Annotated in this window: 25 protein-coding genes; 11 read left to right on the forward strand and 14 right to left on the reverse strand. The window is 71.5% G+C overall.

Features of this window, described 5'->3' with window-relative positions; translation table 11 throughout:
• Positions 1 to 254: 254 nt before the first annotated feature.
• The 4 genes from dusB to ACIOJE_RS08640 all read right to left on the reverse strand — a co-directional run bounded on the left by dusB (position 255) and on the right by ACIOJE_RS08640 (position 4176).
• Positions 255 to 1424 (reverse strand): tRNA dihydrouridine synthase DusB, encoded by a 1170-nt coding sequence (gene dusB / locus ACIOJE_RS08625; protein ID WP_280676935.1) that lies wholly within the window; start codon positions 1422 to 1424, stop codon positions 255 to 257.
• Between the two features lie 102 nt (positions 1425 to 1526).
• Positions 1527 to 2315 carry a DUF4097 family beta strand repeat-containing protein gene (locus ACIOJE_RS08630; protein ID WP_400774415.1) on the reverse strand — a complete coding sequence of 263 codons (789 nt, stop codon included), beginning with the start codon at positions 2313 to 2315 and terminating at the stop codon, positions 1527 to 1529.
• A 2-nt stretch (positions 2316 to 2317) separates the two neighbouring features.
• On the reverse strand, positions 2318 to 2962 hold the full coding sequence (locus ACIOJE_RS08635) for a response regulator transcription factor (protein WP_280676939.1): 645 nt from the start codon (positions 2960 to 2962) through the stop codon (positions 2318 to 2320).
• A complete protein-coding gene (locus tag ACIOJE_RS08640; protein ID WP_280676941.1) occupies positions 2950 to 4176 on the reverse strand; it encodes a sensor histidine kinase in 1227 nt (408 codons plus the stop codon). The genes ACIOJE_RS08635 and ACIOJE_RS08640 overlap by 13 nt, the downstream gene beginning before the upstream one ends.
• 135 nt (positions 4177 to 4311) lie before the next feature.
• Here ACIOJE_RS08640 and ACIOJE_RS08645 point away from each other — a divergent pair, with 135 nt between their 5' ends.
• The gene (locus ACIOJE_RS08645; protein ID WP_400774418.1) at positions 4312 to 4905 is read left to right on the forward strand and encodes a hypothetical protein; all 594 of its coding nucleotides are present in this window, start codon (positions 4312 to 4314) and stop codon (positions 4903 to 4905) included.
• Positions 4902 to 5303 (forward strand): hypothetical protein, encoded by a 402-nt coding sequence (locus tag ACIOJE_RS08650; protein WP_400774421.1) that lies wholly within the window; start codon positions 4902 to 4904, stop codon positions 5301 to 5303. The genes ACIOJE_RS08645 and ACIOJE_RS08650 overlap by 4 nt, the downstream gene beginning before the upstream one ends.
• Before the next feature lie 9 nt (positions 5304 to 5312).
• Here ACIOJE_RS08650 and ACIOJE_RS08655 read toward each other — a convergent pair whose 3' ends face one another.
• Positions 5313 to 6176, reverse strand: coding sequence for a helix-turn-helix transcriptional regulator (locus ACIOJE_RS08655; RefSeq protein ID WP_400774423.1), 864 nt, complete (start codon positions 6174 to 6176; stop codon positions 5313 to 5315).
• Between the two features lie 102 nt (positions 6177 to 6278).
• Here ACIOJE_RS08655 and ACIOJE_RS08660 point away from each other — a divergent pair, with 102 nt between their 5' ends.
• Positions 6279 to 7754, forward strand: a complete 1476-nt coding sequence (locus tag ACIOJE_RS08660; RefSeq protein WP_400774425.1) for an MFS transporter — start codon at positions 6279 to 6281, stop codon at positions 7752 to 7754.
• Positions 7755 to 7965: 211 nt separating this feature from the next.
• Here ACIOJE_RS08660 and ACIOJE_RS08665 read toward each other — a convergent pair whose 3' ends face one another.
• The 8 genes from ACIOJE_RS08665 to ACIOJE_RS08700 all read right to left on the reverse strand — a co-directional run bounded on the left by ACIOJE_RS08665 (position 7966) and on the right by ACIOJE_RS08700 (position 13083).
• Positions 7966 to 8556 (reverse strand): alpha/beta hydrolase, encoded by a 591-nt coding sequence (locus tag ACIOJE_RS08665; protein ID WP_400774428.1) that lies wholly within the window; start codon positions 8554 to 8556, stop codon positions 7966 to 7968.
• Positions 8557 to 8594: 38 nt separating this feature from the next.
• Positions 8595 to 9524 (reverse strand): phosphatidylinositol-specific phospholipase C, encoded by a 930-nt coding sequence (locus ACIOJE_RS08670; RefSeq protein WP_400774431.1) that lies wholly within the window; start codon positions 9522 to 9524, stop codon positions 8595 to 8597.
• A 37-nt stretch (positions 9525 to 9561) separates the two neighbouring features.
• Complete coding sequence (locus tag ACIOJE_RS08675) at positions 9562 to 10029, reverse strand: transposase family protein (RefSeq protein WP_400774433.1); 468 nt, start codon at positions 10027 to 10029, stop codon at positions 9562 to 9564.
• A 161-nt stretch (positions 10030 to 10190) separates the two neighbouring features.
• Positions 10191 to 11006 carry a class I SAM-dependent methyltransferase gene (locus ACIOJE_RS08680; protein ID WP_400774639.1) on the reverse strand — a complete coding sequence of 272 codons (816 nt, stop codon included), beginning with the start codon at positions 11004 to 11006 and terminating at the stop codon, positions 10191 to 10193.
• Between the two features lie 256 nt (positions 11007 to 11262).
• Complete coding sequence (locus ACIOJE_RS08685; RefSeq protein ID WP_400774641.1) at positions 11263 to 11865, reverse strand: nucleotidyltransferase domain-containing protein; 603 nt, start codon at positions 11863 to 11865, stop codon at positions 11263 to 11265.
• Between the two features lie 78 nt (positions 11866 to 11943).
• Positions 11944 to 12084: a hypothetical protein gene (locus tag ACIOJE_RS08690; RefSeq protein WP_400774436.1), complete on the reverse strand. Its 141-nt coding sequence runs from the start codon at positions 12082 to 12084 to the stop codon at positions 11944 to 11946.
• A gap of 56 nt (positions 12085 to 12140) precedes the next feature.
• The gene (locus tag ACIOJE_RS08695) at positions 12141 to 12350 is read right to left on the reverse strand and encodes a DUF397 domain-containing protein (protein WP_400774438.1); all 210 of its coding nucleotides are present in this window, start codon (positions 12348 to 12350) and stop codon (positions 12141 to 12143) included.
• Positions 12313 to 13083: a helix-turn-helix transcriptional regulator gene (locus tag ACIOJE_RS08700; RefSeq protein WP_400774441.1), complete on the reverse strand. Its 771-nt coding sequence runs from the start codon at positions 13081 to 13083 to the stop codon at positions 12313 to 12315. The genes ACIOJE_RS08695 and ACIOJE_RS08700 overlap by 38 nt, the downstream gene beginning before the upstream one ends.
• A gap of 203 nt (positions 13084 to 13286) precedes the next feature.
• Between ACIOJE_RS08700 and ACIOJE_RS08705 the strand changes: the two genes are divergently transcribed.
• The 5 genes from ACIOJE_RS08705 (at position 13287) to ACIOJE_RS08725 (ending at position 16476) form a co-directional block, all read left to right on the forward strand.
• Positions 13287 to 13664 (forward strand): hypothetical protein, encoded by a 378-nt coding sequence (locus ACIOJE_RS08705; RefSeq protein WP_400774444.1) that lies wholly within the window; start codon positions 13287 to 13289, stop codon positions 13662 to 13664.
• A complete protein-coding gene (locus ACIOJE_RS08710) occupies positions 13661 to 13783 on the forward strand; it encodes a hypothetical protein (RefSeq protein WP_280676964.1) in 123 nt (40 codons plus the stop codon). The genes ACIOJE_RS08705 and ACIOJE_RS08710 overlap by 4 nt, the downstream gene beginning before the upstream one ends.
• Before the next feature lie 107 nt (positions 13784 to 13890).
• A complete protein-coding gene (locus tag ACIOJE_RS08715) occupies positions 13891 to 14592 on the forward strand; it encodes a hypothetical protein (protein WP_400774446.1) in 702 nt (233 codons plus the stop codon).
• A 59-nt stretch (positions 14593 to 14651) separates the two neighbouring features.
• Positions 14652 to 15230 carry an NADAR family protein gene (locus tag ACIOJE_RS08720; RefSeq protein WP_400774448.1) on the forward strand — a complete coding sequence of 193 codons (579 nt, stop codon included), beginning with the start codon at positions 14652 to 14654 and terminating at the stop codon, positions 15228 to 15230.
• A 172-nt stretch (positions 15231 to 15402) separates the two neighbouring features.
• Positions 15403 to 16476: a hypothetical protein gene (locus tag ACIOJE_RS08725; RefSeq protein ID WP_400774451.1), complete on the forward strand. Its 1074-nt coding sequence runs from the start codon at positions 15403 to 15405 to the stop codon at positions 16474 to 16476.
• A 104-nt stretch (positions 16477 to 16580) separates the two neighbouring features.
• Here ACIOJE_RS08725 and ACIOJE_RS08730 read toward each other — a convergent pair whose 3' ends face one another.
• Positions 16581 to 17963, reverse strand: a complete 1383-nt coding sequence (locus tag ACIOJE_RS08730; RefSeq protein WP_030061233.1) for a glycine--tRNA ligase — start codon at positions 17961 to 17963, stop codon at positions 16581 to 16583.
• A gap of 191 nt (positions 17964 to 18154) precedes the next feature.
• Here ACIOJE_RS08730 and ACIOJE_RS08735 point away from each other — a divergent pair, with 191 nt between their 5' ends.
• The 3 genes from ACIOJE_RS08735 to ACIOJE_RS08745 are packed head-to-tail and all read left to right on the forward strand — an operon-like array spanning position 18155 to position 20876.
• The gene (locus ACIOJE_RS08735; protein WP_400774454.1) at positions 18155 to 19129 is read left to right on the forward strand and encodes a metal ABC transporter substrate-binding protein; all 975 of its coding nucleotides are present in this window, start codon (positions 18155 to 18157) and stop codon (positions 19127 to 19129) included.
• Between the two features lie 17 nt (positions 19130 to 19146).
• Positions 19147 to 19911 (forward strand): metal ABC transporter ATP-binding protein, encoded by a 765-nt coding sequence (locus ACIOJE_RS08740; protein WP_280676972.1) that lies wholly within the window; start codon positions 19147 to 19149, stop codon positions 19909 to 19911.
• Positions 19908 to 20876 (forward strand): metal ABC transporter permease, encoded by a 969-nt coding sequence (locus tag ACIOJE_RS08745; protein ID WP_280676974.1) that lies wholly within the window; start codon positions 19908 to 19910, stop codon positions 20874 to 20876. The genes ACIOJE_RS08740 and ACIOJE_RS08745 overlap by 4 nt, the downstream gene beginning before the upstream one ends.
• The last annotated feature ends 8 nt before the right edge of the window (positions 20877 to 20884 follow it).

Here is a 20884-nt window from a genome sequence, read left to right on the forward strand (position 1 = left end):
AAGCGTTTCACAGCCGACCTGTCCACTTCGTCCACTGACCCACCGTCAGTCGCCACCGCATGTGGCAAGCGTCACCAGCGCATCCCACCGGTCGAACGTAGTCCTCCTCCGTCAATCGTCGCACTCCGTCCAGGAATGTGCCCGTTCCGTGACATCGGACCGCCAGAAAGGAGCCCTCCTGTCCAGATTGGACAAGAGGGCTGGGACCGAATGGCAGTGGGTCCGAGCGGGACCATTTCGCCACTATGGACAGGTCATCCGCCAGAGGTGTCCGATTCGGCGTCGGCGCCCGGCCGGGCGCAGTCGTACGGATCGTCCAACCAGCCCTCCGGCAGCACCACCCGGTTGTTGCCGGCGGTGCGCCCGCGCGGGCCGTCCGCGCCGGCCGGCCAGGCCTGGGACTGCTCCACCAGGGCGAGGGTTTCGGCCAGTTCGACCAGCGAGGAGGAGTTGGCGAGCTTCACCCGCAGCTCCGAGCCGACCGAGAAGCCCTTGGTGTACCAGGCGACGTGCTTGCGGAAGTCGATCACGCCGCGCGCCTCGTCGCCCAGCCACTCGCCGAGCAGCTGCGCGTGCCGCACCATCGCCCGCGCCACGTAGCCGAAGTCCGGGCGGGCGTAGTCGACCTCGCCCTCGAAGATCGAGACCAGGTCCTTGAACAGCCACGGCCGGCCCAGGCAGCCGCGACCCACCACGACCCCGTCGCAGCCGGTCTCCCGCATCATCCGCACCGCGTCGTCCGCCGACCAGATGTCCCCGTTGCCCAGCACCGGGACGTGCGCCGGCACGGACTCGCGCAGCCGGGCGATCGCCGACCAGTCGGCCGTCCCGCCGTAGTGCTGGGCGGCGGTGCGCCCGTGCAGGGCGATCGCGGCCACGCCCTCCTCGGCGCCGATCCGGCCGGCGTCCAGGAAGGTGAGGTGGTCGTCGTCGATGCCCTTGCGCATCTTCATGGTGACCGGCAGGTCGCCCGCGTTGGCCACGGCCTCGCGCAGGATCTCGCGCAGCAGGTTGCGCTTGTACGGCAGCGCCGAGCCGCCGCCCTTGCGGGTCACCTTGGGGACGGGGCAGCCGAAGTTGAGGTCGATGTGGTCGGCCAGGCCCTCGTCCGCGATCATCCGGGCGGCCTTGCCGACGGTCACCGGGTCCACGCCGTACAGCTGGATCGAGCGCGGCTTCTCGCTCGGGTCGAACTTGATCAGCTGCATGGTCTTGGCGTTGCGCTCGACCAGCGCCCGGGTGGTGATCATCTCCGAGACGTACAAACCCTTGCCGCCGCTCTGCTCGCGGCAGAGCGTGCGGAACGGCGCGTTGGTGATGCCGGCCATCGGCGCCAGCACGACGGGCGGCCACACCTGGATCGGGCCGATGTCCAGCGGCGCGAACTCGGCGTCGGGCGCGGTGGGTGCGGGCGTGACTGTCATGCGCGGCTGACCTCGGGGCAGGGGGATCGGGACTCTCCATTGTCCCCCACCCGGGTGAGCGCCGGTTCCTGTACCTGATCGGTTCCTGTGCCGGGCCGGTTCCTACACCGGGCCGATCCGGATCGAGCCGGAGCCGACCGAGGCGTGGATGCGGTTCGGGCTGGAGGCGTCCGCCAGGTTGGCGTCGATCGAGCGGCTGCCGCTGCCCGACTCGCCGGTGAAGGCGTAGTGGGTGTCCTTCGGCAGGCTCATCCGCACCGAGCCGGACGTGGTCCTGGTGTCCACCGAGTGCGGGGCCTTCGCGAAGTCCAGCTCCACCGAGCCCGAGCCGACCTCGGCGTTCACCCGCTCCGCGCTCAGGTCGATGCCCTGCACCATCCCGGAGGTGGCGTGCGCGTCGACCTCCCCGGAGGTGCCGATCAGCCGCAACTCGCCCGAGGTGAGGTCCATCCGGACGTCGCCGCTCAGGCCGTCCACCTCGACGAACCCGGAGCTCACGGCTCCCGAGACCTCGGTCGCGGCCGGCACCTCCAGCTCGATCTGGGCGCCGCAGCCGAAGTCGGCGAACGGCAGGATCTGCCGGCACCGCATGCCGACGGTCAGCACGTCGCCGTCGACGGTGGTCGACACCACCGGCTTGCGCACCATCCAGTCCAGGTTCTGCCGGACCACCACATGGCCCTCCCGGCCCGCCCTGACCCGTACCGAGGCGCTGCCGGTGTCCAGCTTGACCTTGTGGATCGAGACGTCGTACGGCTTGACCGAGGTCGTCCGCTGCTGCACCACCATCGCCCAGGTCTGCAGCCCGCCGCCGATCATGACGAGCACGATCGAGAGCGTCCCGGTGACCCGCCAGGCCTTCCGCTGCCACACCGCTGTGGGCTCGCCCATCGCTACCCGACCTCCAGGAACCGCAGCACCGCCAGCACCCGGCGGTGACTGTCCTCGGCCGGCGGAAGGTCGAGCTTGGTGAGGATCGAGTTGATGTGCTTGGCCACCGCGCTGTCGCTGACCACCAGCGCGGCCGCGATCGCGGCGTTGGAGCGGCCCTCCGCCATCAGGCCGAGCACGTCCCGCTCGCGCGGGGTCAGCTTCTCCAGCGGGTCCCGGTGGCGGCGCACCAGCAGCTGGGCCACCACCTCCGGGTCCAGCGCGGTGCCGCCCTCGGCGACCCGCTGCAGCGCGTCCACGAAGTCGTCCACGTTGGCCACCCGCTGCTTGAGCAGGTAGCCGACACCGCTGGTGTTGGTCGCCAGCAGGTCGGCGGCGTAGCGCTCCTCCACGAACTGGGAGAGCAGCAGGACGGCGACCTCCGGCCACTGCTGCCGGATCACCATCGCGGCCTTCACGCCCTCGTCGTGGAAGCCCGGAGGCATCCGGACGTCGGCGACCACCACGTTCGGGCGGTGCTCCTCGACGGCGGCCAGCAGTTCGGTGGCGTCCCCGACGGCGGCCGCGACCTCGAAGCCCACCGCCTCCAGGACCTTGACCAGGCCGACCCTCAGCAGGACCGAGTCCTCGGCGATCACAGCACGCACGGCAACTCCACGGTGATGGTGGTGGGCCCCCCGAGGGGGCTGAGAACGGACAGCGTGCCGTCGACCGAGGCGGCGCGCTTGCGCAGACCGGTGAGCCCGGTGCCGCGCGAGGGGTCCGCGCCGCCCACGCCGTCGTCGCTGATGACCAGGCGCAGCCGGCCGCCGGCCGTCCGCACCGAGAGGTCGACCCGCTTCGCGCGGGCGTGCTTGGCCACGTTGGTCAGGGCCTCGGAGACGGTGAAGTAGGCGACCGCCTCGACGGTCGGGGCGACCGTCTCGGTCAGGTCGACGTCCAGGCGCACCGGCAGCGGGGCGCGGGCGGCGATCCCGGACAGCGCCGCGTCCAGGCCGCGGTCCTCCAGGACGGCCGGGTGCAGGCCGCGGACCAGGTCGCGCAGCTCGTCGATGGCCGCCTGCGCCTCCTCGTGCGCCTCCACGATCACCTGCATGACCTCGGGCGGGACGTCCTTGAGGGTGCGCCGGGCCAGGCCGAGGTTCATCGCCAGGGAGGTGAGGCGCTGCTGGGCGCCGTCGTGCAGGTCGCGCTCGATCCGGCGGCGCTCGGCGTCCACCGCGTCGACCAGTCCGGCCCGGCTCTCGGCGATCTCCTCGACCCGCCGCTCCAGCGCCTCCGCCCGGTTGGGGCCGAGCAGCAGCGTCGCCGTCCGCACCTCCAGCCAGGCCGTCAGCGCCGCCAGCCAGGGCATCAGGGCCAGCAGCAGCACCCCGGCGACCGTGATCGCGACGTTCAGCCCGGCCAGCTCCGAGCGCAGCGGGCTGCCGAAGGGCATCAGCCAGACCCAGCCGTACACACTGGCCATCACCAGGCCGGCGCCCCAGGCGTACAGCACCACCAGCGCGCCCGCCGCCAGCAGCGGGCCGGCCAGCAGGTGGTAGACGGTCTGGCGCCAGGTCAGGCCCAGCAACAGCCGGCCCGGCAGCCAGGCCCAGGGCTCGCCGGGCCTCGGCGGCCGCACCTCCACCCCGTGCAGGGCGCGCAGCCGGCCGCGCTGCGCGGCGGTGAGCGGGCGGGTGCAGCACAGGACCAGGACGATCCCCGGGAAGAGCAGCTTGGACTCGATGACGGCCAGCCAGACCGGCAGGGCCATCGGGATGCCGGCGGCTATGAAACGGGTGTCCCGCCAGGCCTCGGGCGACCACGGGGGGCGCCGAAGGCTCCTGACGAGCGCTCGGCGCAACGTGGTGGAGGGCATGACCGACAGCGTAGGGCGCGATGATCAACGGCCACCATGAAGGGGGGCTCACAGTGGGGGTGTATCTAGGTACACCCCTGATTCGGAGTGGAGCACCACCGACAGCGGCCCGTGATCGGCGGAAAGCTTGACGGCATGACGAGCACCGCATCGCACTCCGCCATCCCGCCGCACCGGCGGCCCGTCCCCGGGAGCCACGGGGGTGTTCCCGGGGACGTGCTCCGCCAGGCGGCGGGGCCGGAGGGGACGCTGACGGTCGGGGCCGGCCCCTGGTCGGTCCGCAGCCTGGTCGCCCGTCGCGGCCGGGACGCGCTGGAGGTGTACCAGGACGGCGAGTTGGCCGATGTCCTGGTCGCCGCCCGGCTCACCCCGCAGCTGCTGCGCGGCGCTCGGCGCAGTCCGGCCGGCGGGCGGGCGTACCACGTGCTCGCCTGGGGCCGGCTGGCCGCCGACGGCAGCGCGCCCACGGTGGCGTTCACCGTCGGGCGGCTGGCCCGGCCGTTCCGGGCCGCACTGTCGTTGCGTTCCGCGCTGTCGTTCCGGTCTTCGCAGTCGGCAGTCGCCGCCGAGGCGGTCACGGTCGCCGGGCGGTTCTGGCTCGCCTGGGCGGAAGGGCCGTACACCGGGGTGCTGGTCCGGCACCCCGGCGGGGACGCCACCGAGCGGCAGCCGCTGGAGCGGGTGCGGCGCCGGGAGCGGGTCGTGGCCGGAGCCGGCGGGGCGGCATGAGCACCGCCGTTGTCGCCGGGCGCCCGGCCGCCCTCCTCCTGCCCGCACTGCCCGCCCTGCCCGCCCGCTTCGAGCGGGTGCCGGCGGTGGCCGCCGTCGCGCTGCTGCCCTGGCTCGTGGTCCTCGCCGTCGGCCACGAGACCCCGTGGGTCGTGCTCGACCTGCTGGAGTTCGCCGCGCTGCTCTCGCTCGACGCGCTGCTGCGCCGGCGCAGCGCCGCCGCCTCCTGGGCCGGCGGGGCGGTGGCCCTGCTGCTCGCCGGGGACGCACTGGCCGACATCGCCTGCGCCGGCCCGGGCCACGCGGTGCTCGCCGCGCTGGTGATGGCGCTCTGCGTCGAGCTGCCGCTCGCGGCGGTGTGCCTGCTGCTCGGCCGCACCGCCCCCGTCCGCCGCTAGGAGCAGCCGTTACCGGCTGCTGGGCAGGCAGTTCATCAGCTCGCGGGTCCGCTCGTCGAGCGGGGTGTACGTGATCATCCGCGTCCCGAGCCGGGGCCCGAGCCAGAAGTTGGTGTACTCGCAGTGCAGCAGCCCCACGCCCGGCACCTGGAAGCGCTTGATCCCGTTGCCCGGGCGCATCACGTCGTGCCGCTGCCAGACCTCCGCGAAGTCCGGTGAGGCCTTGAGCAGCCGGGCCAGCAGCGCCTTCCAGGCGGGCTCCGCGCCGTGGTCGGCCATCGAGGCGCGGAACCGGGCCACCATGCCGAGGCGTTCGGTCCGGTAGTCGATCAGCACCTCGCGGAAGCGTGAGGGGGTGAACGCCAGCCACATCAAGTTGCGGTCCTCCGGCGGCAGTTCGTTGAGATCGCCGACGATCGCGGTGTACTGGGCGTTGTACGCGAGCACGTCGTAGCGGGAGTTGACCGCCGCGGCCGGGTACGGCGCCATCTGATCCAGCACCAGTCGCACGCTCGGGGTGACCGAGGGGCACTCCTTCACCGGCGCCGGATCCTCCGCGCCGGCCAGGGTGAACAGGTGCGAGCGCTCGCTCGGGTCCAGCAGCAGGGCGCGGGAGACCGCGTCCAGCACCTGGGTGGACACCTGGATGTCCCGCCCCTGCTCCAACCACGTGTACCAGGTCACCCCGACGGCGGCGAGCTGCGCGACCTCCTCGCGGCGCAGCCCCGGCGTGCGGCGGCGGCCGGTCAACGGCAGGCCCACCTGGTCGGGAGCGATCCGTTCGCGGCGGCTGCGCAGGAAGGCCGCCAGGTCGTGCCGGCGGGCGTCGTCGGGGGTGGTGCGGGCTTGCGCGGCCGGGGTGGTGAGGCTCATGGTTCCTAGGATGCGTCAGGCGGCATCCCGTTGCCAGGTACTTCTTATACCTGGATAACCACACTCTGGTACCAGGGTACGGAGCAGCGGATCGTATGACCCGTGACCCAACAACTCGCCGTCGCCCCCAACCCGGTTCGCGCCGCCGTCACCCCCGACGCCGCGGCCACCGCCGCGCGCACCTCCTCCCTCAGCACCCCCTCCCTCAGCACCGCCGGGCTGGTCACCGTCCTGCTCGGGGCTTTCCTGCCGATGCTCGACTTCTTCATCGTCAACGTCGCCCTGCCCACCATCGACCACGACCTGGCCGCCGGGCCCGCCGTTCTCGAACTCGTCGCCGCCGGCTACGGCATCGCCTTCGCCGTCCTGCTCGTCCTCGGCGGGCGCCTCGGCGACATCTTCGGCCGCCGCCGGCTCTTCGTCGTCGGCGCCGCCCTCTTCGCCCTCACCTCGCTCGCCTGCGGCCTCGCCCCCGGCGCCTGGACCCTGGTCGCCGCCCGCGCCGCCCAGGGCGCCTCGGCCGCGCTGCTGATCCCGCAGGTCCTCGGCACCATCACCGCCGCCACCGACGGCGCCCGGCGCGGCCGCGCCCTCAGCATCTACGGCGCCGTCGGCGGCATCTCCGTCGTGATCGGGCAGGTGCTCGGGGGCATGCTCGTCGCCGCCGACCTGTTCGGCACCGGCTGGCGCTCCGTCTTCCTGCTGAACGTGCCGTTCGCACTGCTCGCCCTGGTCCTCGCCGTCCGCTACGTCCCGGAGAGCCGGGCCTCCCAGGCCGCCCGGGTCGACGTGCCCGGCACCGTCCTGCTCACCGCGGCGCTGCTCGCCCTGCTCGTCCCGCTGATGGAGGGCCGCGCCGCCGGCTGGCCGCTCTGGTCCTGGGTGCTGCTCGGGCTGTTCCCGGTCTTCGCCGTCGCCTTCGCCCTGGTCGAACGCCGGGCGGAGCAGCGCGGCGCCACCCCGCTGGTGCCGCCGTCCCTGCTGCGCATCCCCGAGATGCGGCGCGGCCTCGGCATCGCCCTGCCCTACTTCAGCGGCTTCGGCGGCTTCATGTTCGTCATCGCCGTCGCCCTCCAGCAGGGGCTCCACCTCGGACCGGTCGCGGCCGGCTGGGCGCTCGTCCCGATGGCCGTCGGCTACTTCACCGCCTCGCTCTCCGGGCCCCGCCTGATCGGCCGCTACGGCAGCCGGGTGCTGAGCGCCGGCGCCGTCGTCCAGGCCGCCGGCCTGGCCACCCTCGCCGTCACCGTGCTCGCCGACTGGGCGCACTTCTCCCCGCTGCGGATGGCCCCCGGCGTCGCCCTCGCCGGTATCGGGCAGGGCCTGATCGGCACCCCGCTGTTCCGGGTCGTGCTCTCCAAGGTGCCCGCCGCCCGGGCCGGCGTCGGCAGCGGCGTCCTGGCCACCGGCCAGCAGTCCAGCCTCGCGCTCGGCGTCGCCACCCTCGGCACCCTCTACCTGTCCCTCTCCCCCAGCCTCGGCATGGACCGCGCCCTCGCCCTGTGCCTGGGTCTGCAACTCCTCGGGTCCTTCACCATCCTGTATCTGACCACCCGTCTCCCCCGGTCCATCGGCTGAGGCCGGCGCAGGGTCACGGTTGTCGCAACGGCCTCGTGCCACCCGGGTCGACCGGGGTGGCACGAGGCCGGTCGGCGGTCGACGGTCGGCCGTCTCCGGCCACGTCCTGAAGGCGATCGCCCCGGGTGCTGCGGCTGGACGAGGGCCAGCGCGAGTACCTGCTCGACGACCGGGTGCTCAACACCCCTCCACGAACGTCCGCGGAGCCGCGTCAGATTTCGAGCGAACCGACGAAGCGGTCCAGTCGCGAGACGACCTGCCGCAGCACCCCGGTCGACCCCACCGCATCATCCGCCAGCTCAAGGGAGTGATCCGCCGAGGGCACCTCCAGGACCTCGTGCCCCACCGACCCGGCGGCCTGTCGATCCCACAGCTTGTCGGCGCTCCCACCGACCAGGAGCGTCGGCGCTTCGGATCGGCGCAACGAACGAACCACTTGGTCGAGGGTCAGGACAGGGGTAAGCCAGGCCGCCGCCATCCTCTGATCGGCTGCGATGCCACAGGCGAGCGAACCCAAGGACTTGCCGACAAGGAGACGACAGGCCCCCTCCTCGGCGGCGACGGCCTGGCCGACCTGCCGCTCGACCCATGCGATCCGGTCGTCCACGGTGAGCCCGCGGAAGTCGCCCGGAACCTGCCACCACAACTCCTGCACCGTCCATCCGTGTTGGAGGAGCACGGCACGGGCGAAGTGGAGCAGCGGCCTCGCGGGCGAGTACCCGACCCCGGGAACGACGAGTGCGACGCGGTCGCGGTCGCCGTCGAAGCGAGTGGGGCCGGCGAAGGGCGAGGAATCAGACATGATGGCAGGCTACCCACCGGCGGGAGTCGGCGGCCCGGTCAGCGGCCGATGAAGTTCTTGTCGATGAGCAGTTGCAGGACGTCGGTGTGGAAGTCGGGGAAGTCCATCGGGACGATGCCGAAGTGGGCGGGCTGCTGGCGGCGGGCGTTCAGGTAGTCGTGGACGGGCGGCATGATGGCGGCCGCGTTGACCTTGGGCCAGCCGCCGTTGGCATAGCTGGTGAAGTTCACGAACATCCGTGGGGAGCCCTGGTCGAGGAAGGCGCGGTCGAACCAGTCGACGACGGCCTGGGACTTGGCGGCGAGACTGATGCCCTGGAAGGTGTCCTGGGTGGCGAACCAGGTGTTGGTGGCGCTGGACCACTGGATGACGGACCAGGGGTTGCCGAAGTCGGCGGCGAGGACGATCCGGCCACGGGCCTGGCCGAGCGTGGGCCACGAGGGGTTCGTCCAGAACAGGCCCCGGTAGCCGAGATCGTCGAGGTAGTGGTTGATCCGGCGCTGGAACTCGGTGTCGTCGAGCCGGTTCCCGCCCGCGTACTCGTTCCTGACCCGCATGACCAGGCCCTCGCCCGGGTTGGCGGCGAGGAAGGCGCGGCACTGGTCGAGGACGTCCTGGAGGCGGACGTACTGGTAGTTGTCGCTGTGGTAGATACCGAGTTCGTCGGCGGTCCCGGCGAGTCCGTTGCAGCGGATGTCCAGGAAGCGGATGCCGCGCTGGAGTTGCTCGGGCACGCCCCAGTTCTGGGTGTGGGACCACTCGGTGCCGTGCAGCGGGTCGGTGCAGCAGGAGTCGTGGGTACCGGGGATCGTCAGGGCGGTCAGCGGTGTGGCGTCGTCCAGGGCGCTCATCCAGGAGGACGGGCTGACGGTAGCGGCGGCGGCAGAGGGGCTGAACGCGGCGGCGGCCAGGAGAGCGCCACCGGCACCGGCTCCCCAGCGCAGGACGTCACGACGGGTGGGGCTCATGAGTGCTCCTCACATCGGCCTCGGGGGCTAGGACATGTCATGTCCTCTCCCGGATCTGCTCGATGGGGCGGGCTCCGAAACCCCGGGGCGCCGCGCGAGAAGTCGGACCGGCCGACTTCTCGCGCGGCGGGTCAGGCAGCGATGCCCCTTCCGTGGAGATGGGCGTCGACCGCAGCCGCTCGGTCCGTCGCCCGAACCTGCGGGTGAGACCGGGTACTTGCTCGGCGAAGGTCATGCGCTCGCAGGATTCCTCCTCGCAGACGAACCTCCGCACCCGCAATGACACCACGACGAACTTGCCCGCCGTCGGCAGATCACGAGGAAATCGCAGGTAGGAGCCGCGCATTCGCCCCGACCAGCACCCGCACCCCGGACAGGCCGCCCACCCTGCGGTCGTACGGGCCTCGACCCGGACGACCGTGTCGATCACCTCGACCGATTCCACCAACACGCCCTCGACCGAGGAAAACAGCAGCTCGTTCAAGTGCGGCAGCACTTCGTTCACGGCTAAGGAATGTCGACCAAACCACCGTCCAACCAAGCGACTTTCGGGCGGACTTCAGTGGTCGTAGGCGGTCAGTGCGCGCATGACTGGCCGGCCGCGCATGGACCTGGCTCCACTCATCAGGCCCCTTGGAATCGATCATCCAGGGAACCGGGGGCGCTCTACCGGCGGACCGCCGAGATCAGTCCGCCGGGCCGCTCCTCGCGCTGCGGCGGGGTACTGATCGGGCGGCCGTAGGCGGCAGCGCGCTCGCGCAGGGTGTGGCTGTCGGCCTCCCAGCCGTGCCCGGCCAGCCACCCCACCGGGTCGTCGGGCATCTCCGAGACCCACATGGACGCCGCCGATCCCGGCGCGGCGTCCGCGCCGAAGCGCTCGATCACGCCGCGCGAGCCCAATGTCAGCCCCATCCGACTGCCTGCCGCCGACTGCGTGCCGATCCGGGCCAGCAGTAGCTCCACCGCATCCTCGGGCAGATAGATCAGTAGTCCTTCGGCGATCCATGCGGTCGGCACGGTCGGGTCGTGCCCTGCGGCGGCCAGCGCGCCCGGCCAGTCCTCACGCAGATCCACCGCGACGGTGATCCGCTCGCAGCGTGCGACGGCCCGTTCCTGGCGCAGCACCGAAGCCTTGAAGTCCAGTGGCGCGGCGGTGTCGACCTCGAACAGCCGGGTGCCCTCGGGCCAGTCCAGCCGGAAGGCCCGGCTGTCCATGCCGGCGCCGAGCAGCACGACCTGCCGGACCCCGGACGCGGAGGCCTGCTGCAACAGGTCGTCGAGGAACTTCGTCCTGATGACGATGGAGAACGACACGGCCAGCCGGCGGCGTCGCGCGGTCTCGTCATCGGGCAGCGGCGACGAGGAGGGCCACAGGCCGCCGGCGGTGGCGAAGGCCTGTGCCAGTGGGTCGCGGAACAGCGCGTTCTCCCGCTCGGTCTCCAGCGCCCGCACCCTGGCCACCCCCACCGCCGTGGCCCACACTCCCGACGGCTGCACCCGCTCCTGCTCATCAGTCACCGCGCCAGCCTAGGTGATCGATATCCAAGGGGCCTGATGAGGGGAGCCGGCTTCATGCGCGGCCAGCCAGTCATGTGCGCACTGACCGCCTACGCCGACCGGTCCCCGTGCACTGACCTGGTCCGACGGGACCTACACCTTCAGCGTCACCACCGGCGGGCCAACACCGCTCTCGGACGACGAACTCATCCGCGTCGCAGCGGGCCTCAAGTAGCCGCCGCTACAACGCGTCCGGCGAGGCCGGCCGGTGGGCTGGTCGAGGCAGAGCGACTGCCGATCCACGGACCTCACCCGGACCGCCGGCCCGCGCGCGGAGGGCTGTCTCCAATCGGGCGATGTCCTCGGCGTCCTTGGTCCGCCGGGGCCGGGAGGGGTCCCAGATCGGCATCATCCGTTTGATCTCGATCTGGGCCTGCGGACTCACGACCGCGCACCTCAGGCCACCGATACGACCCGGCCCAGCATCGAGCATCCCCTCGGGCCAAGGCGTACCGGCCCAAGGGCCCCCGGCGACCACCACACGACCGGCCGTATCCCGGTCCAGGAGCGTGAAGCTGCTCCCCAGCCCGCCCTTGACGACATCGAGCTGCAGATCGGGCGGTGGCCCTGAGACCGGCTGATGGCCGTGCAGCAGCAGGCCTTCAGACAGCTTCCCGGCATCCTTCGCCCAGGCGAACCAGTCGATGTCCTCGTGGTCCCGGGTGACCTCTCCGAGGAAGAAGTCCATGGCCCATCCGCCCCGAAGCCACATCTCGGCCCCAAGGGCTCCGGCAACCTCCACGGCCTCAGCGATCAGGCGGAGTTGTTGATCAGCACGTCCCATGTCCACAGCCAGGCAGGCTACGCGGCAACCGCTCTGCCCGGCGCGTCATTCATCCCCCCAGAGCGGGCGAACGGTGCCCTATGCGGCACTAGCGGACGACGGGTGTGCGGCCGCTGCTCCAACCGGTGAGGCGCCGTCGACCACGACCACCGCGGCGGACGGCACCAGGCTGTTGGGCTTCGGCGCGGCGGGGTCGTCCTCGTAGTCACGCCTGGCCATGCGGGACGCCTCCGGCGGGAACGGCGGCCTTGGGCGCGGGGCCCAAGGCCGCGAGATCAGATGCTGGTGCCGAACTCGCCCGCGCGGACGGCGGTCACGAAGGACTGCCAGGCGGCGGGGGTGAAGGCGAGGGCCGGGCCCTCAGGGTCCTTGGAGTCGCGCACACGGCCAGAGTGGGCGTCGTCGACCTCCACGCACGAGCCGTTGTCGGAGTTGCTGTAGCTGCTCTTACGCCATCGAGTTGGCTGCTGACCCGTGCTTGCCACTCTCGTATCCCTCTGCGATCGACTGGATGAAGGCCAGAGATGCCCGCGCGGACAGCGCGGTGGCCCGAGTCAGATCGTATGCGCGATGGCACTTGGCCAGCATCTGCGGGTCATCCAGCAGTTGGCCAGCATAGGCCGACTCGCTGTACGCGAGGGGCGGAGCGTCATCGAACGTCATCAGACAGAGCAGACCCGAGAGCGCATGAGCCCCAGCCTCAAATGTGACGACCTGAAGAACCATGCGCCGCAGCCTGGCCATTTCTGCCAGATGTCGCAACTGGTGGGCCATAATCTGGCGGCTACCGATCACCCTGCGGAGCACTGCCTCGTCGAGGATGAACCACAACTCAGGCCCATCTGGTGCCGTGATGCGCTGTCCTCGCTCCATTCGCGAGGCAACATTCGCAACAATCTGTTCCTCAGTCCAAATGGTTCCGGCATCCAAGAACAGTGCTCGCGCGTACTCCGGGGTCTGCAGCACACCTGGGACGATCTGCCCGGCGTACTCGCTGATTGTCAGCGCCCGAGCCTCGTGGTCGGAGGCATGCTCGAAGTAGTCGGAGAACCTCGTGAAGCCCAGCAGGGAGTGCAGCCGCTCCAACACGCCACCTGTAGAGAGCGCCTCGTCGATCCGCTTGGACAGGTCGAGCTGCGGCACCCTCACCGCCGTCTCCAACTGTCCGATGTACCCGCCTGACACGAACACCAGCGCCCCGAGCTTCTCCTGCGACATGCGCGGGACGACCGCCTCACGCAGTCGGCGCAGCTCTGAGGCGTAGTACTCACGTGGGGTCATTCCTCCGAGGAGGACTTCCGGCCTGGGCATCGGGCTCTCCCAATCCTTACACGCAACAAGCTGTAACCAGTCGGCTTCACAGCGTAGCTCCGCACCGGCAATCTGGAGACCCAAACGTAAAACTCACCAGGAGCAGCGCCATGGCTTCCATGCTCAGAAGAATCACCGCCGAGGACCGCCGCGAGGCCGCCGACGCCCTCGACGACCTCAAAGCGACCCTCTCCTACGCCGGCACCCAACTCCCCTCCCCCGGGATCGACTGGCAGTGCGCCTCCGTCACCGGCATCGTCCTCATCGACCTCGGCGCCGCTCCGACCTCCGTCGTCGTCCAGATCGTCGACGTCCTGCGCGCCGGTGTCCGCGCCCGTCGCGAGCAGGCCGACCAGCAGCCGTGGTACCCCGCCGTCGGTGCAACCGTCACGCTCCACGCGCCCGGCGGAGCGCCCCTCGCCGCCAAAGTCGTGGGTACGAACGAGAAACTGATCACCGTGCGGCTCGACAGCTGGCTCACCCCGTGAGGCCCGCCACCACCGCCCTCGACGCCCTCGTCTACGACAGTCGCACCGGGCAACTCGCCGACCGGCTTGAGGCACGCGTCGCCCTGACCAGCCCGGCGCTGGAGCACTCCACCTGCTGACGCATCATCAGCATGCGTCCGGGAATCGGGTGATCCCGGGACGGCAGGGCCGACCGGTGGAATGCTGTGGCACAGCTCGACCACCACAAGCACCCGGGGAGCCACCCATGCCACTGTTCGGCAGCCGCAAGAACCTTCCGAGGCCGCTGTGCGACGAGCACGGCCCATGCCAGGCGCTGGCCAGGATCTCGGTCTTCGAGGTCCGGGACCGGCTGCGGCTCCTGATCACCAGGAGCCGCGGCCTGGGGCCCGATCCGATGGCGCGGCAGATCGACGACGAGCTGTCGGTCGTCCTCTGCGTGGACGCCGGCAAGCGGGCCGGCAAGACCGAGGCCCTGTCGATAGCCGAACACGCCGCCGACCAGTGGAGCATCAGCCGGGCCGAGCTGTGGGAGCGGGCCTTCGCGAACCTGGCCACCGAGCAACTCAACCGGCAGGTCTTCGACGCGTCCAACGGCGACACCATCCACACCGTCAACGGGACGGGGGCCTGGCCCGGCGCCGCCCACGCCCTGCGCCTGGAGCACGCCCTGGGCGGGGGCATCGAGCTGCCCCACGGCGCCCTGGTCGCCCTGCCGACGAACAACGCGCTCTGCGCGGTCCCGATCCGTACCGGCCTGTCGCTGAACGCCATCCGCTTCCTGATCGACCTGTCGAAGGAGCTCGCGGCCGGCGACCCGGCCCCGTTGACGCCGTCGCTCTTCTGGTACCGGGACGGCTGGATCGAGAACCTCAACGTCGGCCCGGACGGCATGATGCGGGTGTCGACCCGCTTCCGGGACATGGCGAACGCCCTGCCCGCCGGCTGACCCCGCCGGCCACCGAAAACCCGCTGGCCCGAAAGCCCCCTTTGCGTCAGAATGACGATATGAGCGAGATGCGTGTGGGGGCCCCGGAAGATGTCCGTTCCCGGGAGGAGTTGGCGGCGCTGGTGGCCGCCGGGGTGCGGCCGAAGTGGCTGATGTTCTGGGGGCACACCGAGCGGAAGGGCGGCGGGACGAGGCAGGAGTGCCTGAGCCAGTGGTGGCCCGGGGAGTTCACCGTCGACGGGGTGGCCTACGCGTCCGCCGAGCACTGGATGATGGCGGGGAAGGCCCGGATGTTCGGGGACGAGGCCATCGAGCAGCGGGTGCTGGAGGCTCGGACGCCGGCCGAGGCGAAGAAGCTGGGGCGGCTGGTCAAGGGGTTCGACGAGGCGACGTGGACGGCGGGGCGGTTCGAGCTGGTCGTCGAAGGGAACGTGGCGAAGTTCGGGCAGGACGAGGCGCTACGCGCGTACCTGGTGGGGACGGGGCAGCGGGTGCTGGTGGAGGCGAGCCCGGTGGACCGGATCTGGGGGATCGGGCTGGCGGCGGACGACATCCGCGCGGAACGACCCGACGAGTGGCGGGGGCTGAACCTGCTCGGCTTCGCCCTGATGGAGGCGCGGACGCGGCTGGCCGCATGAGGGTGGTCGTCCCGCTGCGGAGCGCGACCGGCGCACTTCTCGCAACGACCGCCGTCTGCGCGCTCCTTGACACCAGTCGCGCACGACTGGACGTGCTCCCTTAACTCCCCCGCCATATGACAACACCAGGATGTCCCGCAGTCAGGGGCGAGATGGACGGGGTGGGGCGATCATGCGCATGGGGCCGACGGCACAACCCGCAGACCGAGACCCGGAGGGCGAGCAACAGGCGTACGAACTCCGGGCGGAGCTGGACGAGTTACTCCGCGCGAGCCGCTACGCGAGCCAGCGGGAGCGGCGGTTGAACGAGGCGATCCGGGCGGCGCCGGGCCGCCAGCGGCCGGACGGGGACCTGCTGCGACAGCTGGCGCAGGCACGCACCCTGCGCGAGGGCCTGGGCGCCCGCTGCCTCCAACTGAGCGACCAGCTGGAGGCGTTGGAGAACCGGCTCCGGCACCGGCAGTCGCCCGAGGAGCCGACGGCCCAGGCACCGCCTCCCCCGGCCCGCCCCGACATCGGCGCCCTCGCCGAGCGGGTGTCGGCCCTGCACCGCGCCGGCGCCTTCACCGAGGCGACGGAGCTGCTGTCCCGGGCGGCCACCGGCCTCGATCCGGCGGACGCCGCGCTGCTGGTCGGCATGCTCTCCCGGCGCGGCCCGACCGGCGCGGCCCTCCAGTTGGCCAGGAGTGCCGCGCGGTGCGCCCCGGACCAGGCGGTGGCGATGCTGGCGCAGTTGCGCGAGCTGGGGCTGGCGGAGGAGGCGGCGGAGCTGTTCCACGCGTTCTGGGGCTATCCGGCGTCGGTGCTGCCCGCCCTGCTGGCGGCGCTGGAGCGGGCCGGGCAGAGCGCGGACGGCGCGACGCTGCTGTGGGAGTGGGGTTCGGCGCCGACGCCGGAGGTGACGGCGCTGGCGACCGGCCTTCAGCGCACGGGTCGGCACGCCGACGTGCGGACGCTGCTGCGCCAGGCGGCCGGCCGGCCGACGGCGGATCTGGCCGCGCTGGCGACGGACCTGCCGGCCGAACTCGCGACCGTCCTGCTGCACGAGCTGGCGGCCCTGCGCCCGCCGGTGGAACTGGTCCGACTGGCGGCCGCGTTGGACACCAGCCCGGAGCTGTACGGGCAGTTGCTCGCCGCGCTGCTCGCCGACGGCGCCCGGCACCGGACGACCCTCGCCGCCCTGCGCAGCGCCGGCCTGCCGACCGAGCCGGCGGCGGCCCCCCGGTCCCGCTGGGGCAGACGGTAGCGTCGGCCGGTGAGCAGCGGGCGGAACCGCCGGGAACACGCAGGAGCCCCCGCCCGCCCCGAACGGACAGGGGCGAACGAGGGCTCCCGCAGAGCGAAGCGGGCTCAGCAGCCGATCAGCCGCGCCGCCAGGTACGCCTTGACCTGGTCGAGCGAGACGCGCTCCTGCGACATGGTGTCGCGGTCGCGGACGGTCACCGCGTTGTCCTCAAGGGTGTCGAAGTCGACGGTGACGCAGAACGGCGTGCCGATCTCGTCCTGGCGGCGGTAGCGCTTGCCGATGGCGCCGGCGTCGTCGAACTCGACGTTCCACGCGGTGCGCAGGTCGGCGGCCAGGCCGCGGGCCTTCGGGGAGAGGTCGGCGTTGCGCGACAGCGGCAGGACGGCGACCTTGACCGGGGCCAGGCGCGGGTCGAGCCGCATGCCGACGCGCTTCTCCATGACGCCCTTGGCGTTGGGCGCCTCGTCCTCGAAGTAGGCGTCGATCAGGAAGGCCAGCATGGCGCGGTTGAGGCCGGCCGCCGGCTCGATGACGTACGGGAAGTACCGCTCGCCGGACTCCTGGTCGAAGTACTTGAGGTCCTGGCCGGACGCCTCGCTGTGCACCCGCAGGTCGTAGTCGGTGCGGTTGGCGACGCCCTCCAGCTCGGAGAACTCGCTGCCGCCGAAGTTGAAGCGGTACTCGATGTCCACCGTGCGCTTGGCGTAGTGGGAGAGCTTCTCCTTCGGGTGCTCGAAGAAGCGCATGTTCTCGGTGCGCAGGCCGAGGCCGACGTACCAGTCCCAGCGCTGCTGGAGCCAGTACTCGTGCCACTGCTCGTCCTCGCCCGGCTTGACGAAGAACTCCATCTCCATCTGCTCGAACTCGCGGGTGCGGAAGATGAAGTTGCCGGGGGTGATCTCGTTGCGGAAGCTCTTGCCGGTCTGGGCGATGCCGAACGGCGGCTTCTTGCGCGACGTGGTCTGGACGGCCTTGAAGTTGGTGAAGATGCCCTGGGCGGTCTCGGGGCGGAGGAAGGCCAGGCCACTGGCCTCCTCGGTGACGCCGAGGTGGGTCTTCAGCATGCCCGAGAAGTCCTTGGGCTCGGTGAACTGGCCCTTGGTGCCGCAGTCGGGGCAGTTGACGTCCTTGAGGCCGTTCGGCGGCGGGAAGCCATGCTTGGCCTCGTACTTCTCCTCCAGGTGGTCGGCCCGGTGGCGCTTGTGGCAGGAGAGGCACTCGGTCAGCGGGTCGTTGAAGGTGGCGACGTGGCCGGAGGCCTCCCACACCTCGCGCGCGAGGATCACCGACGAGTCGAGTCCGACGACGTCCTCACGGGCCTGGACCATCGCGCGCCACCACTGGCGCTTGATGTTCTCCTTGAGTTCGACGCCCAGCGGCCCGTAGTCCCAGGCGGCACGAGTGCCGCCGTAGATCTCGCTGCAGGGGTAGACGAAGCCACGGCGCTTGCTCAGGCTGACGATCGTGTCGATCTTGTCGGCGGCCACAGTGCTCTCTTCAGTACGTACGGCACGGTCAGGGCACGGCTGGTTGCGCGTACCCGAATACCTCAGGTTACCGGCCATACGGGTACGGGGTTCAAATCGGTATCGTCCGGCCGACCCCACACATCGCCATCTGCCGTTCACCCATCCGAGTGAGTTGACAATCATTTCCACTTGAGATGAGAATGATTGTCATGATGATCGGACGACGTGCCCGCAGCTCCATAGCCCTCGCCGCCACCGGCCTCGCCGCCTCCCTCGCCCTCACCGCCTGCGGAGGCAGCAGCAGCGCCCAGAGCGCCGACGGCAAGCTGAAGGTGGTCGCCTCCTTCTACCCGATGGAATACCTCGCCCAGCAGATCGGCAAGGACCACGTCGCGGTCACCGACCTCACCGCGGCCGGCGTCGAGCCGCACGACCTGGAGCTCACCGCCAAGCAGGTCGCCACCGTCCAGAAGGCCGACGCGGTCCTCTACCTCAAGGGCCTGCAGCCCACCGTCGACCAGGCGGTCGCCCAGTCCTCCAGCAAGCACGAGATCGACGCCACCGCCGCCAGCCCGCTGGTCGACCACCACCTCGACGAGGGCGCCGCCGAGGCCGACGGCCACCAGCACGAGGGCCCGGCCGGCGATCCGCACATCTGGCTCGACCCGACCCGCTACGCGGCCATCGCCAAGAGCGTCGGCGACGAGTTCGCCAAGGCCGACCCGGCCCACGCCGACGACTACCGCAAGAACACCGACGACCTGGTCGGCCGGCTGACCACCCTTGACCAGGAGTTCCGGGACGGCCTGAAGGACGCCAAGTCCAAGACCTTCGTCACCAGCCACGCCGCCTTCGGCTACCTCGCCGACCACTACGGCCTCACCCAGGTCGCCATCAACGGCGTCGACCCCGAGTCCGAGCCCACCCCGGCCCGCCTCGCCGAGGTGCAGAAGGCCGCCAAGGACAACGGCGTCACCACGATCTTCTTCGAGACCCTGGTCAGCCCCAAGCTCGCCGACACCGTCGCCAAGGACCTCGGCCTCAAGACCGCCGTCCTGGACCCGCTGGAGGGCGTCAAGGACCCCTCCAAGGACGACTACCTCTCGGTCATGAAGCAGAACCTGGCCAACCTCCAGACCGCCCTCGGCGCGAGCGCCCCCAGCACCCCTGCCACCACCAGCTGACGGGACGACAGCACACCATGACCCACCCGATACCCCCGGCCGTCCGCCTCCGCGACGCCGTCGCCTCGCGCGGCGGTCGGCCGGTGCTGCGCGGCGTCGACCTCACCGTCCAACCCGGCGAGGTGGTCGCCCTGCTCGGCGCCAACGGCTCCGGCAAGTCCACCACCGTCAAGGCCGTGATCGGCGCCGTCCCGCTGGAGCAGGGCGCGCTGGAACTGTTCGGCGTCCCGTACGCGGGGTTCCGCGCCTGGCACCGGATCGGGTACGTCCCGCAGCGCACCACCGCCGCCTCCGGCGTCCCGGCCACCGTGCGCGAGGTGGTCTCCACCGGACGGCTGCCGCAGCACCGGCTGCTGCCGTTCCGCCGCCGGGACCGCGCGGCGGTGGACCGCGCGCTGGCCGCCGTCGGCATGCTGGAGCGGGCCGGGGACGGCGTCGCCGACCTGTCCGGCGGCCAGCAGCAGCGGGTGCTGATCGCCCGCGCCCTGGTCGGCACCCCCGACCTGCTGATCATGGACGAGCCGATGGCCGGCGTGGACGCCGCCAGCCAGCAGGTGCTCGCGGACACCCTGCGCGCCGAGGTCGCCCGCGGCGCCGCCGTCCTGCTCGTGCTGCACGAACTCGGGCCGCTGGAGCCGCTGATCGACCGCGCCGTGGTGCTGCGGGACGGCTGCGTCGCGCACGACGGCCCGCCCGTGCCCAACACCGGCCTGCACGCGCTGCCCGGCCACGACCACGTCCACCCGCACGCCGACCACACCCCGCCGAGGCTGCTCGCATGACCGAGATGCTCTCCTACGACTTCATGCAGCGCGCCCTGCTCGCCGCCGTCCTGGTCGGGATCACCGCCCCGGCCGTCGGCATCTACCTGGTGCAGCGCCGGCAGGCCCTGATGGGCGACGGCATGGGGCACGTCGCGATGACCGGCGTCGGCCTCGGCTTCATCTTCCAGACCAGCCCGGTCTGGATGGCCGTGCTGGTCTGCGTGCTGGGCGCCGTCACCATGGAACTGGTCCGCTCGCGCGGCAACCAGCGCGGCGACATCGCCCTGGCGATGCTCTTCTACGGCGGCATGGCCTGCGGCAAGCTGCTCGTCTCGCTCTCCGCCCAGGCCGGCGCGGGCTCGCTGGAGAGCTACCTCTGGGGCTCCATCCTCACCGTCGCCCCCGCCGACCTGATCACCATCGCGGTGCTCGGCACGGTGGTCGTCGCGGTCACCGTCGGCCTGCGCCGCCAGCTCTTCGCGATCTGCCAGGACGAGGACTTCGCCCGGGTCACCGGGCTGCCGGTGCGCACGCTCAACCTGCTGCTCGCGGTGATGGCCGCGGTCACCGTCACCGTCGCGATGCGGGTGGTCGGGCTGCTGCTGGTCAGCGCCCTGATGGTGGTCCCGGTGGTCGCCGCCCAGCAGCTCACCCGGTCCTTCGCCGCCACCCAGGCGGCCTCGATCGCGCTCGGCGTGGTGGTCTCGCTGGCCGGCGTCACCGGCTCCTACCACCTCAACGTGCCCTCCGGCCCGGCCATCGTGCTGCTCGCCATCGCGGTCTTCGCCGTGTTCAGCCTGCTCGCCGCACCACTCGCCCGACGGCGCCACCGCGCCGCCACCGACCCGGGGCCGAAGGTCTGCGACGTCGAACTGCCGGAGCGGATCCCGGGGCAGGTCCCGAAGCGGAACGCGGAGCAACTCCCGGGACAGGGTTCGTCCGACGCGACCACTCCGGAGCGGGGGGCAGGGCTGGCACAATGAGGTGCGAG

The sequence above is a fragment of the Kitasatospora sp. NPDC087861 genome (assembly GCF_044742585.1).
Classification (GTDB): domain Bacteria; phylum Actinomycetota; class Actinomycetes; order Streptomycetales; family Streptomycetaceae; genus Kitasatospora.